Raw genomic sequence first — 16846 nt, forward strand, 5'->3', positions numbered from 1 at the left:
AAATAATTTTAGAATGAATAATGGAAAAAACCTTAGGGCAGTGGCCTACGGAGAAGTGCTTTGGGATGTTTTTGCCAATGAAAAAAAGATTGGCGGCGCACCGCTCAATGTAGCACTGCGCATGAAAACACTAGGCTGCGAAGTAGCCATGATTAGCTGTGTAGGAAATGATGAAGATGGAAAGGCAATTATAGATCAGGTAAAAAGTTTAGGTCTTGAAACAGCTGCAATTATTAAATCAGAGGAATTTCCAACGGGTTTGGTAAAGGTAACGGTGAACGAACGCGGCTCTGCAAGTTATGAAATCAGTTATCCATCGGCTTGGGATAAGATTGTACTAAATGATTTTGCAAAGAAAACAGCGCTGGATGCTGATGTTCTGATTTATGGAAGTCTGGTTTGCAGGGACGAGGTTTCAAGGAAATCTTTGGAAGAATTGCTGCAGACAAAGGCCTATAAGGTTTTTGATGTTAATTTAAGAAAACCGCATTATTCTTATGAAATGCTGGAGCAATTAATGCACTCTTCGGATTTCATTAAGTTCAATGACGAAGAATTATTGGAGATTACCCAAGAGATGAGATCGCCTTCTGTAAGTTTAGAAGACAATATGCATTTTATAGCAGAAAGAACCAAAGTAACTGCCATGTGCGTTACCAGAGGCAAACATGGAGCTTTATTAATGTGGAATGGCCAGATCTTTGAAAATGCAGGTTACCCTGTTGAAGTTGCTGATACGGTAGGTGCAGGAGATTCGTTTTTGGCAGCGTTAATAACGTCATTGCTTACCGGAAAAGAACCGCAAAAAGCAATCGATTTTGCTTGTGCAGTTGGAGCATTAGTAGCCGAAGCACCAGGTGCCAATCCTGAAATTTCGTATTCTAAAATTGAAAAATTAATGTCCGGAATTAAAATTTAACTTTTGTTTTAACAGGGCAACCTTAGTATTCAATTGAATGCGTAATTATATTCTAAAAATTAAGCCTGATATCTTTTGGTATCAGGCTTTTTTATGGAAAAGTTAAACGTATTTTTTAATTTCAATTTTGCCCATAAAAAAGTCCTAATTTTCATTAGGACTTCTTGTAGGGAGAGTATTCGGACCTTAAGGCGGAAACCCTCGTATTTCCTGATTATACCTGCTTTTTTTAATTGAAGGTAAAAATCGACTCTAGTATAAATTAGATTGGTCTTTTGTAAACCGTTACATCATCTACCCACATCATTACAGATGAAAATAAATTGATTTTATTAGGGTCTATGAAATTGGAATCTTTTGATCCAACATTTAGATTAAATATAATCGAGTGTGGTCCGAAATTATTTAAATTAAGATTTCCTGCACTACTATTGGTATACGTGGAGACCGTTACATTATCTACCTTTATGGTTACAGTTACCACATTGTCTTTCATTTTCCAGAAGGATTCATATAAATGCCATCCGCCATTTCCGTTTACATCAAAATTACCCGGATAGTTTCGCTCTGCAGCGTTTCCTATAAGGTTTGTTCCGCTGGAAGTTCCATAGAAAAGATTTGAAGTAAAACGACTGGCATTAGGGGCAAAAGAATACCCTTCCATGATGTCAATTTCTCCTTTGGTTGGCCACGCATTTTGCTGCACAGACCAGAAGGCAGGCCAGGCACCATAAGTTTGTGTGAAAGATTTATAAGTTCCGCCATCCATCGCTACTAATTTAATATTGGCAGAAAGCATATACTCGGTATTATTTTCAGGCTTGTATTGATAATGAGAAGAAATGAATCCGGATTGATATTTGTACGTACTCAATTTTGTAGTCTTGATTTCCAGACATTGTTTTCCATCTCTCCATTGCGTAGTGGGCACTGAACTGGCATAGTCGCAATACCAGGAATTATAATCCGCCCGTTGTTCTTTCGTCCATTGTGACAAATTTGAACCTACATTAAATGTATCTTCAAATTGCTTGACCCATGGGGCACCGGCTACTTTGGCTGTACTGTTTTTTGTACCCGCAGTTGCAGATTGGTCTTTTGCCGTTGGGGATGCATCCTCTGCGCAGGAAGTAAATCCTAAGCCAAATACACAGGTCACTGTTAATGCTAATAAATTTAATTTTTTCATAATTTAATTTTTTGGTTTATTGATAGTTGAAGTAAAGTATTATAGTTTTGAAAAAAATTAATCTAAGCCTTCCAGAAATCCGGTATGAGCGCTTTTAATTGCAAAATTTGAATCGTACAATAAAGGCCAGTCATTTCCCGGGTGGTTAAGTTCTGTGCTATACGGAATCCAGGATTCATTATCCTTCATTCCCCAAACAGTTAAGGCATATTTATTTGCTGCAGGAAGTGCATTATAGAGTTGCACAATCTCTTTGTATTTTGCTTTTTGAGCCAGTCTTCTTTCATTCGTAAAAGTCGAAATGTCATTCGATTGATTCACTTGTATGTCCAATTCCGAAACATGGATTTTAAGCCCTTTTGCTACCGCTTTGTTCAGATCAGTTTGAATTTGGGCTTTTGTTGGGTTTAAGTAATTGTTATGCATCTGAAAACCAAGACCATCAATAAGATTACTTGCTTTTAAATCATCTACAATGCTAAAAACTTTGTCTTGTTTTGGCGCATTAGTTGAAGTTGCATAATCATTATAAAACAACAATAAAGAGTTGTCGCCAGCTGCTTTTGCTGCATCTCTTGCCCACTGAAAACAATCTTTGACATAGCTGGCACCCATTCGTTGCAGAAAAATTGTATTTCTCATAGCTCCGCCATTGTCATCTACGGCTTCATTAACCACATCCCATGATTTTACTTTTCCTGCGTAATGCGTAACAACATCCGTAATGTATTTTTTTACTTCTGCTTTAAATTCGGCATCAGTACCGGAAAAATCTTTTAACCATTGCGGCACTGAATTATGCCAGACCAAAGCATGACCGTGAACATTGATCGTATTAGAATTTCCGTAAGCAACAATTTTATCCGCTACCGTCCAGTTGTAAACGCCACTCGCGGTAGAAATTTGATCCATTTTCATTTCGTATTCGGCAGAAATACTGCTGAATTCATTTTTCAGAATAATATCATAAGGACTTCCGGTAGTTAATTGTGAAGCTTTTATGGCCATACCAATAAAAAATGGATTGGCTAATTTATTTGCTTTTACTTTTAAGAATGCAGGATCTTCGGGAACGTTGCTGGAACCTGTGGTTACAACACTTATAACATTGGAGTAACCCGAAGTCTCTGTTTCATTTTTTGCGCGAACACGGTAATAATATTGTGTACCTCCGGTTAAACCCACGACAACTTCGTTTAAATCAGTAACTTCTTTTGCATTGTAATTAGGTACAAAAGTGGAGAAATTTTCGCTTGTTGAAACATCGAGAAGATAGCTTTTTGCATGGGAAACATAATTCCATTTTGCTCTAAAACCTGCATCGTTTGCGTCTTTTGCTGCGTTTGCAACAGGTGTTTCTAAACTATTAGCAACGATATTGTCTTCTTTTGAACAAGAATTCAAAAGGAAGAAGATACCAGTCAGCATTAGTAAAAATTTAATTTTCATACTGTGTTTTTATTATAGAATATCCTTTTGTGATTTTGAATATCCTTATTTATAGTTTCTGTTTTTTTTAGTGTAAAAGAGGTTGTTTTTGGTCACAACCTCTTTTTTCCTGAGAGCTTAAAATGCAATCATTAATTATTTGTAACGAACCTTAATATTATCGTATTTTATTATACTTGGATTAGGGGTGTCTGATTGCACTATTCCTACTTTGATTTCATTAACTTTAGAAGCATCCAGCGTAGTGGCAGGTTCCCCAAAACCATAATTATCTTTAAAATCCGCCAAAGTTATTGTCTTAGTAGTCCAGTTAACATCCGTTATTTTAAAATTATAGCCATAGTTTTTATTATCAATAGTATTTAATTGAATGGCAAATTGAGCACCAATTACATTGGCACTTACGTCAATATCTATAAAAGTTTTTGTTGCATCATTATTGGAGGAATTTAGGAAATTAGCTCCACCGCCTGCACTGCTTCCATTGTAACCGTTGGCAGTTGAGCCAGTCCACGCAAGAGTTGCATAATTACCTGTTGGGCCGCCTGGAGTATTTGCGTTAAAACTATCGACATCACCATAAGAATTCCAAGTCGTTCTTGTACCGTTTCCGTCAAAATCAGACACAATAACAACGATTTCCGGAGTTACGGGAGGTGGAATCTGTATCACTTTTTTTGCTATACCTCCCGGCGTAGTAAGTACTAACTCTGAGCCAAAGACTGCATCTGCTGGCACACCAATAATAATTGCAGAAGATGATTTTAGCGTATAACTCACTTCTTTTCCTGCTAAGGTTACCGATGAAATATTATAAAACCACGTTCCCTGAATTTCTAACGGAAATCCCGGAGTTGCTACCACAGGATCTGTTACTGTAATAGTGGGAACAGGCTGTAAAATCTCAATGTTTTTGGTTACAGATCCGGTTCCGGTTATAAATGTAATAGGCTGAACCCCAAATCTGCTTCCTAGTTTATCATCAAAAGGAATAGTAAAAATAAACGCTTTATCTGAATTATAGTTTGGATTGAAACTGACATTAATTTTGTTATCCAGCGTAATTTTTTTTAATCCTTTTAAACCTTCACCTTCAACTCTGACTTTATTTAATGGAAAAGCCTGATTCAACAGATCTCCCGGTTCAGCAACCATGGCATCTATACTTGCAGTAGTCGAATCGTCATTTTGGCAAGCTGTAAAAGAGGCCAATGCCAAAAGAATTATAATTCTATATGTTATTTTCTTAATCATAGTAAAGTTAGTTAAAGTTAAAAGGAACCGGAGGCTCTAATAATGATGGATTAGTATCAATAGCAGATTGCGGTAATGGCAATTCAAAATAGTTACTACCCGGAGTGATCTTTCTGGAAATCAAATCTGTTCTGGCATCATCAGAATAAAAACCTACTTCCTGCTGCGAAATAATTGCTGTTGCTTCTGCCAGACCACGGCGTTTTAAATCAAAGAAATATTGCCCTTCAAGTGCAAATTCAATTCTTCTTTCGTTGAATAAATCATTTCTTGTAAGTACTGTTTTGGCTGGTAATCCGGCTCTGGCTCTAACTTCATTGAAAGAGCTTAAAGCAGCGGCAGAAGTTGTTGAAGCGGCTCCTGCCAAAAGCGCCTCGGAATTCATAAGCAAAACATCAGAATATCTAAGTATAATTGTGTTTTGTGAAGTTTTCATAAAAAACACATCGTTTCTTTCGGCAGCAGAACCTACAATGTATTTTCTGAAATTAGCTGCTGTTGAAGAGTATATTTTTTTATATCTGAAACCACCTTGTTTTTTTAATAATTCCGGATAAAAGTCACCATCTGTCATAATCGTGCTCTTTTTTCTGATGTCGTTTGGCTCAAAGCCGCTTTGCAGTGAAATAGAAGGCAGGTAAACTCCCCAACCGTCTCCACCGCCAGTAATTCCGGTGCTTCCGGGAACTATGTAGGCCTGATTTGTATTTTGTGTTCCCCATTCTGTAGCAATTGCTTTCCATTGCAGGGCAAACATGCTTTCGGCACTATTGTTATTCTCCGGACTGCTGAATAAGTTTCCGTAATCGGGAATCAAAGTGTATTGATTTCCGATAATTTTCTGAGTTAATGCAGCACACTCTCCATATTCGTTTAATGTTAAATGCACTTTTGCCAGAATTCCCATTGCTGCAAATTTGGTAACATATCCTTTTTTTACTGAAGTGGCAGGCAAATTTTCAATGGCATATTCCAAATCTTGTTTTATGAATTTGTAAACATCTGTAACCAGATTTCTTTTTGGCTGAGCTGCTGTTCCTGCTTTATTAATAATGGGTACAGCTCCAAAGCTTCTTACCAGATAGAAATAGGCATTGGCTCTCATAAATCTGGATATTGCTATGGCTTTTTTATAAGATGCTTCAGGCAATTCGCTCTTTCTGTCTTCGACTAAACGCATTAAATTATTCGATTGATCGATAACCGAAAATAACGAAACATATCCTTCTGTCAGGATTGGATTTTGTGAGGTTACCTGGGCATCTTTAAATTGAGCATAAGCACCATCAAAGGTAAAAGCGTTGCCGGCATACATATCTCCAACGGCAATCAGGAATTTATCATTAAAAGTAAACCAGGGCTTAAAATATAAACTCTCAGCGATTCCGTCAAAAGCAGTAACTCCTTCCGGTAAATCGCCCGGTGTTAATTGATTTTCAGATGGTGCATCCAAAAAATCATCAGAACAGGAAAACAAAGACAGCAATGGTATCAGCATTCCCATCATAAAAAGTTTAAAAAGTTTTTTCATGACTATTATTTTTTATTTTAACGACTATGAATCATTAAGTTAATTGTGTTTTTATCAGTTTTAGAATTCTAAATTTAATCCCATAGAAGTAGTTCTTGGTACCGGATATCTTCCCAAATCAATACCGCTAAGCGTTATATTTTGATCTAAATTTCCTAAAGCAGGATCAAAACCGGAATATTTAGTCCATGTATATAAATTTTGTACATTGACATACAATCTAATTTTAGATATAATGGAATTTTCGAATATTTTCTTTGGTAAATCGTAGCTCAAAGAAACATTCTGAATTCTTAAATACGACCCGTCTTCCACAAACCTGTTCGAGATTCTGCCATTTCCATTTGGATCATTCAGGCTAATTCTTGGTTCAGTTGTATTTTCGTTTACTCCCGGTTCAAAAGCATTTATGGCCCTTGTACTCACGTTTGCAAAACGATCTCCAAATCCGGGATAAATACCATCCGTATAATGACGTGTAAAGTTGTAGATTTCATTCCCCTGACTTCCGGTTAAAACAACAGATAAACTAATGTTTTTATATTTAAAGTTATTGGTAACGGAATAGGTAAAATCAGGAATTGCGCTTCCTATAGCGGTTTGGTCTTTAGCATCAATTTTTCCGTCACCGTTAAGATCCTTAAAACGGATATCACCAATTCCGGTTCCTGTTTCCTGAGTGGGTCCTGCAGCCAATTCTGCAGCATTTTTAAATAATCCGTCCGTAACATATCCATAGAACTGTCCAACCGGCTGTCCCTCTGTAGTTCTGGTCACGTTATATAAATCAAATTGTACTTTTCCTAATAAAGATTTCCCTGCGCCCTGAAAACTGGTTAGTTCATTGTTATATTTTGAAAAAATAACCGTACTGTCCCATGTAAAGTTTTCGGTAATAATATTTCTGGTATTCAGGGTAAGTTCGATTCCTTTGGTTTCAATTTCACCGGTATTCAGGTAATAATTAAGTGCACTTTGATTCGATTCATCATTAATTTGTTTCGTCAGGAAGTTAGAAGAATTTTTAACATAATAGTCAAAGTCTAATTTTACTCTGTTATTCAGCATTCCTAATTCGAAACCAACGTTAAACGACTTAAGTGATTCCCATTTGATATCCGGATTACCTAAATTATCGATTGTTGGGGATACGCCTCCAAATGGAGATGCCGTCAGGGAAAGAATGGTCTGGTATCTGTTTGCCGGAATATTTTGATTTCCAACAGAACCATAACCCGCTCTGAATTTTAAATAATTTACCGTAGAAGATAATGGCTCAAAGAACTTTTCGTTACTCACCGTCCAGCCTGCGGCAAATGATGGGAAATACCCCCATTTGTTATTAGGTCCAAAGTTCGAAGATGCATCTGCTCTTAAAGACGCTGAAAAAGAATAACGATCAGAAAAACTGTAATTTAATCTCGAAATATAAGAAGTCATAGACCATCTTCCGGAACCATTTCCGTTAACGGCAGTATCTATATCGCCTATATTTAAGTTGGTAAAATCTCTACTTAAGAAATCACCAGATCTGTAACCGCTTAGATATTCGTATTGACTTTCCTGTGCTTCCTGACCTAATAAGAACGTAAAATTGTGTTTCTCATTAATGGTTTTATTATACGTTAAATAGTTTTTTAAACTCCAGTAAAAGCTCTGATCCTGTTGTTTGAATGATTTGTTTAAAAGTTCAGACACATTTCCTAAAGTGTAGGCAGGTGCAAAAGAGCTGCTTTTTGCAAAATTTAAATCATATCCTAATTCCGTTCTAAAAACCAAACCTTTGGTAAGAGTGAAATCAGCAAATACATTTCCGTTGATTTTATATCGGTCCGATTTGGCATTATTGTATTCAGACAAAGCGATTGGATTGGTTGCCTCGTTTGCGGAAGAACCCAAACCACTTGTAGGACCTGCAAAAGAACCATCAGCATATCTAACCGGTAATTCCGGAGATTGTCTTAAGGTATTCATTACTAAACCACCTCTGTCATCGTTTCGTACCACTTGTTGAGCTGATTTACTGATTGACATATTATTACCAATTTTCAACCATGATTTTACATTTGAATCCACGTTTAACCGCATCGACATTCTGTTGAAATCGGAGTTTAGAACAATTCCTTCCTGATCAAAATAATTCAAAGAAGTATAATATCTTGTTCCGTCTTTTTCACCTGAAAAGGATATTTGATGGTTGTACATCGTGGCAGTTCTAAAAAGCTCATCCTGCCAGTTGGTGCCATTCCCTAATAAATCAGGTTTTTGATACTGATAGGGAACTGGCTCACCATTTAGTTTGAAAATTTTAGCCTGATAAGCTGCATATTGAGGCAAGTTTAAAACATCAACCGAATTGGTCACTTGCTGGGTTCCCATATACGTTTCATAGGCAAAAGTCGATTTTCCTTTTTTTCCTTTTTTGGTTGTAATCAAAACGACACCATTTGCACCATTTGCACCATATATTGCCGTTGATGAAGCATCTTTTAAGATATCAATAGTTTCGATATCCGAAATATTCAATCCTGACAAAGCGGAATTTTTAGTTTGTCCGCTTCCGCCGCCTAAAGCGCTAAACGAAAAGGAGTCGTTGTTTTTGTCCGCAAAAACAGGAGTTCCGTCAATTACATATAAAGGTTCATTTCCGTTAATAGAAGTAATTCCCCTAATTTGTACCGAAATTCCTCCTCCCGGTGTACCGGAATTTTGAGTAACATTTACACCTGCAGCTTTACCCACAAGAGCCTGATCGATAGAAGTAAAAGGCTTGTCCTGAATATCGGAAGCTTTAATGGAAGAAATGGCACCATTTACATCTTTTCTTTTTGAAGTTCCGTAACCAATTACGACTACTTCATTCAATTTTTCAAGGTCATTAACCATAACGACCTGCATTACTGATTTTGTGTCTGCTGGCAGTAAGACATTTTTATATCCTATATAGCTAAAAATCAATGTACTTTTTGGCTCTACATTGTTTAAGATAAAACCTCCGTCAAAATCGGTGGTTGTTGCATTTTTTGTTCCTTGTACAAGTACACCAACACCGGGTAAGCCCATTCCGCCTGATGTTACTTTTCCTTTAACAGTCTGAGCAAAGAAAAAATTTCCCCACATACATACTATTAAACATAATAGTTTTTTGAATGTTCTTTTCTGCATAAAATTTGGTCGTTTAAGTTAGTTAGTATTTTATTGGAAAATATCTACCAGAAGTGTCTTTTTGCATGCTCAAAAATTGGAATCATGCGAAGAAAACTTTTTCTTAAATATTTCTTAACGAAAGTAAAATCTAGTGGGGTGCTATTGTAGAACAGATGAAGCATTTTCTGCAACAAATGATGCAAAAAAGGAGCGTAACACGCGATTATGACTAAAACAGACAATTGAGGCATTAAAACAGATACTGAAGTATTGCTATAAAAATTGCTTAAAAAGTATTGTTTGTATAAAAAAACAAAACAATATTTTATATATCTTAATTTTTGGTCCGAATTAGGAATCACACTTTTTGAAAAAATAGACTTACAAAAAAAAGAGTTCCGATTTTTATATCGGAACTCTTTTTTTGATTGTATTTGCATTTAAAGGGACATTTTTAACGCTTATTCTTTTGTCTTTTTTTCTTGTGTTGGCAAATGACCGTATTTAATTTTATAACATTTGGTGAAATAAGAGGGAGAAGTAAATCCGACCTTATAGCTAATTTCGTTGATGTTATTATTTCCTTTTTCGATCAGTTGTTTTGCTTTTTCTAACCGAACGTTTCGGATAAACTCATTTACGGAAACGCCTGTTAAAGTTTTTATTTTTCGATACAACTGACTTCTGCTCAGGAAAATTTTAGAAGACAAAAGTTCTACAGTTAATTCAGGTTCGCTAATATTTTCATTAATAAATGCAAGAATCTTTTGCATGAAATCATTATCGAGTGAAGTTGTTTTTTCTTTGCCGTCTTTTGTGATGCCGCTATAAAACTTCTTAAACATGATCTGCCTGCTTGTAATAAGCTGCGCCAGACTCGATTTTAGAATATCCAGCTCAAATGGTTTACTCAAATACATATCAGCACCGGAATCTATCCCTTCTAATCGGTCTTTTACCATTGCTTTTGCCGAGAGCATTAATAAAGGAATGTGACTTGTTTTTAAATCCCCTTTTATGTTTTTACACAATTGTAATCCGTCCATTACAGGCATAATAACGTCTGTAATGATTAAATCAGGTAATTTCTGAACCGCAAGTTCATAACCTTTCTGACCATTTTCGGCTGCAATAACCTTATATATTTTGCTTAGTTCCTGTTTGAGATAATTTCTTAATTCAGGATTGTCTTCAACAATTAAAACAGTGTAGGGTTTTGCAGGTTCAACACCTGTATTTTCGACAGTTTGATTTATTTCATCATCGTCTTCAGAAGAATGATTAACAGATTCAGTCAGAAATTGGTTTTTAGTTTTTTCTGTTTTAAAAACCACGTCGATTATTTCGCTTTTCTTATACAAAGATTTACCTAAAGGAAATGTTACCGTAAATTTTGTGCCTTGTCCTACCTGACTTTCAACATCAATTCTTCCTTTATGAAGCTCCACAAATTCTTTTACAACCTCTAAACCAATTCCTGTACTGCCGTAGTAATCTTTGTTTACATTATTAACCTGGTAAAATCGGTCGAATATTCTTTTTAGATCTTTCTTGTGAATGCCGGAACCCGTATCAGTAATTGTGATTGAAAAAGAAGGAACTCTATTGTTATTGATTAACAGTGCACTATCAGCCTCTGATTTGTCTATCGAAACGGTAATAGAACCATTATCCGGGGTAAATTTAAAGGCATTTGAAATAATATTAAAGAGTATTTTTTCCAGCATTTTAGGGTCCAGCCAGTCTTCAAGCCCGTCAAATGCAGATTCGAAATTAATCGTAATATTTCTGGCAGCAGCTTCTTCATCAAAATAACCAATGATTCCTTGTGTAAAGGCTACGACCTCAATTTTTTTGGCCTGAAGAGAAATTTTGTTGAACTCTAATTTATTAAAATCCATAAGCTCATTGATCAGTCTCGAAAGCCTGTCGGAACTTTTGTGTACAATTTTTAATTTGTTATGTATTTCCGGAGACAGATTTTTGCTTCTTAAAATATCTTCCAGAGGATTAATAATCAGCGTTAGCGGAGTTCTGAATTCATGCGAAATATTAGTAAAAAATTGTAATTTCTTATTGTTTAATTTCTCTGACTGAATGTTCTTTTCTTTCTCTAAAAGTATCGCTTGTTTGGCTTTAAATCGATTTTGATAAATTTTATTAAGGTATATAATCAGGAAAACTAAAATAGAAATGTATAATAAATAAGCCCAAAAGGTTTTCCACCACGGAGGAAGGATTTTTATTTTTAGTTCTAATGAAGTATTGCTCCAGGAACCGTCTGCATTGGCAGACTTTACTTTAAAAACATAATCGCCCGGCGCCAGATTGGTATAGGTTGCCGTTCTGTTATTGCCCACATAATTCCAGTCCTTTTCAAAGCCTTCCAGATAATAGGCATATTGGTTTTTCTTGGAATAGTTATAGTTAATCCCCACATATTCAATCGTAAAAACAGATTGGGTGTAGTTAAGGGTGATTTCTTTCGTCTGGGCAATTACTTTGCTTAACGGCGAGGCATCTTCATTTGGTTTTACGGATTTATTGAACAATTTGAAGTCGCTGAAATACAATTTTGGCGCTTTCTCTGTTTTTTTGATTTCGTTAGGATTAAAATAATTTACTCCCTCGTAACTGCCAAAATACAATTCCCCGTTTCCATCCTTAAAGACTGCATTATTGTTGAAATCGTTATCAACAAGGCCATCATCTTTTGTAAAATGGGTACTTTTTTTATTTTTGAAATCGAGTTTTGTTAATCCTGATCCGCCGCTGATCCATAAAGAACCGTTGTTATCGGAAATTATGGCACGAACCGATTTTTCTTTAAAACCCGGAAAGTTATTATAGTTCGAAAATGCCTTGTCTTTTTTATTATAATTAAACAATCCTTCGCCATCTGTTCCGATCCATATTGTTTTATCATTAGATTCATAGATCGATAAAATAGTCTGAATACTGTTATACTTCGTTTTGTCCCTGAACATGGCATCGCGCATTTTGGTGACTTTAAAATCAGAGTCGTCTTTTAAACTTACCTGATACAGCCCCAGGATTGTTCCTACCCACAAAACATTATCGGAGTCTACAAAAACCTTACGGATGAAAGCGTTGTCTAAGGCGTTTTCTGTAAATGATTTCGATTCACAATGAATAAACGTGTTGCTTTTATTATCAAAATAATGCAGTCCTTTGATGAAAGTTCCAATCCAGATGCGGCCTTTTGAATCTTCGGAAAAACTGAAAATCCGATTCGATTTTAATCCGTCAGTATTGGCTGTATTGTAATTTATGAAGCGGGTAGTGCCATTTTTCAAAAAGTAGATGCCGCGATCCCAGCTTCCTATCCAGATATTTTGTTTGCTGTCTATAAATATGGTCTGGATATCAGCAGCATCCAAACCGGAATAGTAGCTTTGATTGTTTTTGTTTACGTGAATGTAACTCTTATTGGTAAGATTGTAAATATCAAGACCTCCGCCTTCATTGCTGATTAACAGGTTTCCTTTTTTGTCTTTTATAACGGATGTAACATAACTGGTTTGTAGTGAATTATCGTTGTTGACCTGCGATTCAAGGGTATTGAATTTGTTATTGGGTTTGTCAAATACGCCCAGTCCCTTATTGAAATAGCCTAACCAGAGACGTTTTTCTTTGTCCTCATATAACGACCAGACCGAATTGGATTTTAAACTGGAATCATTGTACTTACTATGCAAATATTGCTGCAATACCTGCCCTTTATAATTTACAACCAGTAATCCGTCATTTTCAGTACCGCAGATGATATAATCGTGACTGCTTTCTATAATCGACAAGATTTTGTTTTTGGTGATAGCGTAATTCTCAAATTGGTAATTATCTGTTTCGGGTTTAATTTTTATCAGACCATTTTCAGTGGTGCCCAGCCATATATATCCAAATTTATCAATAACAAGATTTTCGATATCCTCTAAAAGAGGTTCTCTTTTAAATTTGTCTTTGTAAACCTGCTTAAGTTTTCCGTTTAAATCAAGTTCTAAAAGGCCATAGCTGGTTCCTAAATAAATAATTCCGTGTTTATTTTTTACTGAAGATTTGATTAGAAAATTAAATTTCTCCAGCACCTTTGACGGAATCATAGTGGTTTTTAAAGTTTTGGTGTTGAGTTTGAACAATCCAAAACCATACGTCCCCAGGATTAAGTTGCCGTTATTATCCTGAATAATTGTTTTTACGGTAATGGGTTCGTCGTAACCTTTTCTAATAACATCTTCAATATTGATTTTGGTAAAATTATCCAAATCCCTGTTGTACAAGCACAAACCGTCATCGGTACCCACCCATAAATTATTATCAGCATCAATAAAGGTGGCATAAATAAAATTACTGTTTATTGAACCGGGTTTTTTATTGTATTCATATCCAAAGTAATTTACACCGTCATATCGATACAAACCCGTGCCGTTTGTACCGATCCAGATAAAACCATTTTTATCCTGAATAATAGAGGAAATAGCTCTTTTTGAAGTAGTTTCCTGGATGCTTCTAAATTGGTAGTTGTCAAATTTTTCCTGAGAAAACAGGCAATTCAGACCGATAAAGAAGCAAAGGATGATATATTTAATCTTTTTCATTTAACAGTAGTATTGATCAATTCCGCCTAGAATTTCCTTTTATTTTAAGTGTAATAAAGACAATATTAATAAAACTAAACAGGAAATATACTTTTTAAGTCTAAATTTTATCCTATTGCCAAAAACCCGGGTACGATTATTAACTAATCGTACCCAGGTTATTAGATTGTTTTACACAATTGTGTTTTATGCAAAGAATTAGGAATTTCTTTCCGGTTATTTCAGTTCAAATTTACTTGTAAGGCCTTCATTAGAATTCCAGCCCACCATGATATTAAACAAACCGGACTCTGTTAAATATTTGCCTTCATTGTCATAAAAACCAAGTTCCTTCTCTGTCAATGTAAATTGTACTGTTTTAGTTTCTCCTTTTTTCAAGGCAACAAGCTCAAAGCCTTTTAGTTCCTTAACAGGTCTTACGATGCTGGCAACAGGATCATTTATATACAATTGAACGACTTCTTTTCCGTCAACATTTCCTGTGTTGGTAACTTCAACGCTCACCTGAATTTTTTCTCCTTTAGAAAAGGCAGTTTTGTTTATTTTAAGATTTTTATAATCGAAAGTGGTATAACTCAGTCCAAAACCAAAAGGGAACTGAGGCGTTTTTTCTACATCCATATAATGTGACCAAAAGACATTTTTATCACTATCAATGGGTCTTCCTGTACTGTATTTATTGTAGTAAATTGGAACTTGTCCAACATTTCTAGGGAAAGACATTGTCAGTTTACCACTTGGGTTATAATCTCCATATAAAACCTGGGCCACCGCATTTCCGGTTTGAGTTCCTAAATGCCAGGCTTCTACGATTGCCGGAATGTTTTGGGCAGCCCACGGAATACTCAACGGACGTCCATTGTTTAAAACCAAAACGATATTCGGGTTTACTTTGTAGATTTCCTCTAGTAATTCCTGTTGAACTCCCGGTAAATTTAGATCAGTTCTGCTTCTTGCTTCTCCGCTTTGAAAACCATATTCACCTAAGACCATTACCACAACGTCGGCATTCTTTGCAGCTGTTTTTGCTGCTTCAAATCCGCTTTTATCTGTTGTATTGAAAACTGTTTCTGTCAGGAAAGTAGCTTTCTGTGAAAGTAAATCGGCACCTTTTTCAAAAGTCAGCTGATTGTCTTTGTATTGCTGCATTCCTTCCAAAACCGAAACGGCAGTATTATCATCGGCTGCAATTCGCCAGCTTCCAAGCGGACTGTTTTTATCATTGGCCAAAGCGCCGATCAGAGCAATTTTTTGTCCGGATTTCTTTAGCGGAAGCAAATTCTTTTCATTTTTCAATAAAACGATAGACTTCTTTGCCATGTCCAGAACACCGTCATTATTGGCTTTACTTCCGACAACCTCTTTTTCACGTTTTTCGTCGCAATATCTGTACGGATCGTCAAACAGACCCAATTCAAATTTCACACGCAAAATTCTGCGAACAGCATCATCAACTAACGATTCTTTTACTTTTCCTTCTTTGACAAGTGCCACTAATTTTGCTACATACAAATACGATTCCATATCCATATCAGAACCTGCAAGGACCGCTTTTGCTGTTGCATCGGCTTCGTCTTTGGCATAACCGTGTGCAATCATTTCGCGAATAGAAGCATAATCCGAAACCACAAATCCGTCAAAATTCCATTTTCCTTTCAGGATATCTCTTTGTAAAAATGCATTTCCCGTCGCCGGAACGCCATTTAACGTATTAAATGAATTCATAAACGTGCGAATTCCTGCATCAACAGTTGCCTTAAAAGGCGGCAAAACCGAGTTGTATAATTTAGAAGTACTGATGTCTACCATATTATATTCTAGCCCTGCCTCAACAAAACCGTATGCCGCAAAGTGTTTTGCACAAGCCGCAATCGTATTTACTTTAGCCAGATCTGCAACGGTTTCTCCCTGAAAACCTTTTACTCTTGCATAACCGATTTTACTTCCCAAATAAGGATCTTCACCGGCACCTTCCATGACACGTCCCCAGCGCGCATCGTTCGAAACATCGACATTAGGGGCAAAAGTCCAGTTAATACCGGATGCCGAAGCTTCATCTGCCGCAATTGCCGCCGATTTTCTAATGGCTTCCAGATCCCAGCTTGCCGCTTCTGCCAACGGAATAGGACTTAACGTTTTATAACCGTGAATCACGTCAAAACCAATTATCAGCGGAATTCCCAAACGGGTTTCTTCTACTGCGATTTTCTGTACGGCACGGACTTCTTTAACGCCTCTAACGGTAAGCATTGATCCAACCAGGCCTTTTCGTAAGTGTTCGTATTTTAACTCAGCGCTTCCGCCTTTCGGAGCTGGTCCCGTCACATCCCAAAAACCATTATACTGATTCATTTGGCCTACTTTTTCTTCTAATGTCATTTCTTTCATCAAAAGTGAAATTCGGTCTTCAATCGGTTTTTTGGGATCCATATACTTTTTTGTCTGAGCATATCCGTTTCCAAAAACGATTAGGAGTAAAAGGGCATATTTTTTAATTTGTTTTTTCATCATAGTGGTTTTAGTATTATTATGGAGGTTAGTAAAGTCAGATATGTACAGCATTATCTTTTGTGCCCTTGCAGCTGTATGTGCATTAAATAGGTTGAATTTTAGGATTGTAAATATAGTTTTACGGTACTACCCATAGTAATACATTTGAAGCATTATGTAATAGAAATGATGCATAAAGCACCTTTGTGATCAACCAAACAAAAAGATCAGCGCTAAATATTTGGTTTCAA

The 16846-nt window shown here is 36.1% G+C and carries 8 protein-coding genes; 1 reads left to right on the plus strand and 7 read right to left on the minus strand.

What is annotated here, in order from left to right; translation table 11 throughout:
- The first annotated feature begins 13 nt into the window (after positions 1 to 13).
- Complete coding sequence (locus tag LPB89_RS11355) at positions 14 to 919, plus strand: carbohydrate kinase family protein (RefSeq protein WP_230701908.1); 906 nt, start codon at positions 14 to 16, stop codon at positions 917 to 919.
- Positions 920 to 1181: 262 nt separating this feature from the next.
- Here the strand turns inward: LPB89_RS11355 and LPB89_RS11360 are convergent, their stop codons facing one another.
- The 7 genes from LPB89_RS11360 to bglX all read right to left on the minus strand — a co-directional run bounded on the left by LPB89_RS11360 (position 1182) and on the right by bglX (position 16613).
- Positions 1182 to 2108, minus strand: a complete 927-nt coding sequence (locus LPB89_RS11360; protein WP_230701909.1) for a glycoside hydrolase — start codon at positions 2106 to 2108, stop codon at positions 1182 to 1184.
- 57 nt (positions 2109 to 2165) lie between these two features.
- On the minus strand, positions 2166 to 3557 hold the full coding sequence (locus LPB89_RS11365) for an endo-1,4-beta-xylanase (protein ID WP_230701910.1): 1392 nt from the start codon (positions 3555 to 3557) through the stop codon (positions 2166 to 2168).
- Positions 3558 to 3692: 135 nt separating this feature from the next.
- Positions 3693 to 4811: a hypothetical protein gene (locus LPB89_RS11370; RefSeq protein WP_230701912.1), complete on the minus strand. Its 1119-nt coding sequence runs from the start codon at positions 4809 to 4811 to the stop codon at positions 3693 to 3695.
- 7 nt (positions 4812 to 4818) lie between these two features.
- A complete protein-coding gene (locus LPB89_RS11375; protein WP_230701914.1) occupies positions 4819 to 6342 on the minus strand; it encodes a RagB/SusD family nutrient uptake outer membrane protein in 1524 nt (507 codons plus the stop codon).
- Positions 6343 to 6402: 60 nt separating this feature from the next.
- Positions 6403 to 9507 (minus strand): TonB-dependent receptor, encoded by a 3105-nt coding sequence (locus tag LPB89_RS11380; RefSeq protein WP_230701915.1) that lies wholly within the window; start codon positions 9505 to 9507, stop codon positions 6403 to 6405.
- A gap of 443 nt (positions 9508 to 9950) precedes the next feature.
- Positions 9951 to 14105, minus strand: coding sequence for a two-component regulator propeller domain-containing protein (locus LPB89_RS11385; RefSeq protein WP_230701916.1), 4155 nt, complete (start codon positions 14103 to 14105; stop codon positions 9951 to 9953).
- 216 nt (positions 14106 to 14321) lie between these two features.
- Entirely contained in the window at positions 14322 to 16613 is a 2292-nt protein-coding gene (bglX, locus tag LPB89_RS11390; protein ID WP_230701917.1) for a beta-glucosidase BglX, read from the minus strand.
- Positions 16614 to 16846: the final 233 nt, after the last annotated feature.

Origin of the sequence: Flavobacterium sp. ENC (assembly GCF_020991415.1) — a bacterium.
Classification (GTDB): Bacteria; Bacteroidota; Bacteroidia; order Flavobacteriales; family Flavobacteriaceae; genus Flavobacterium.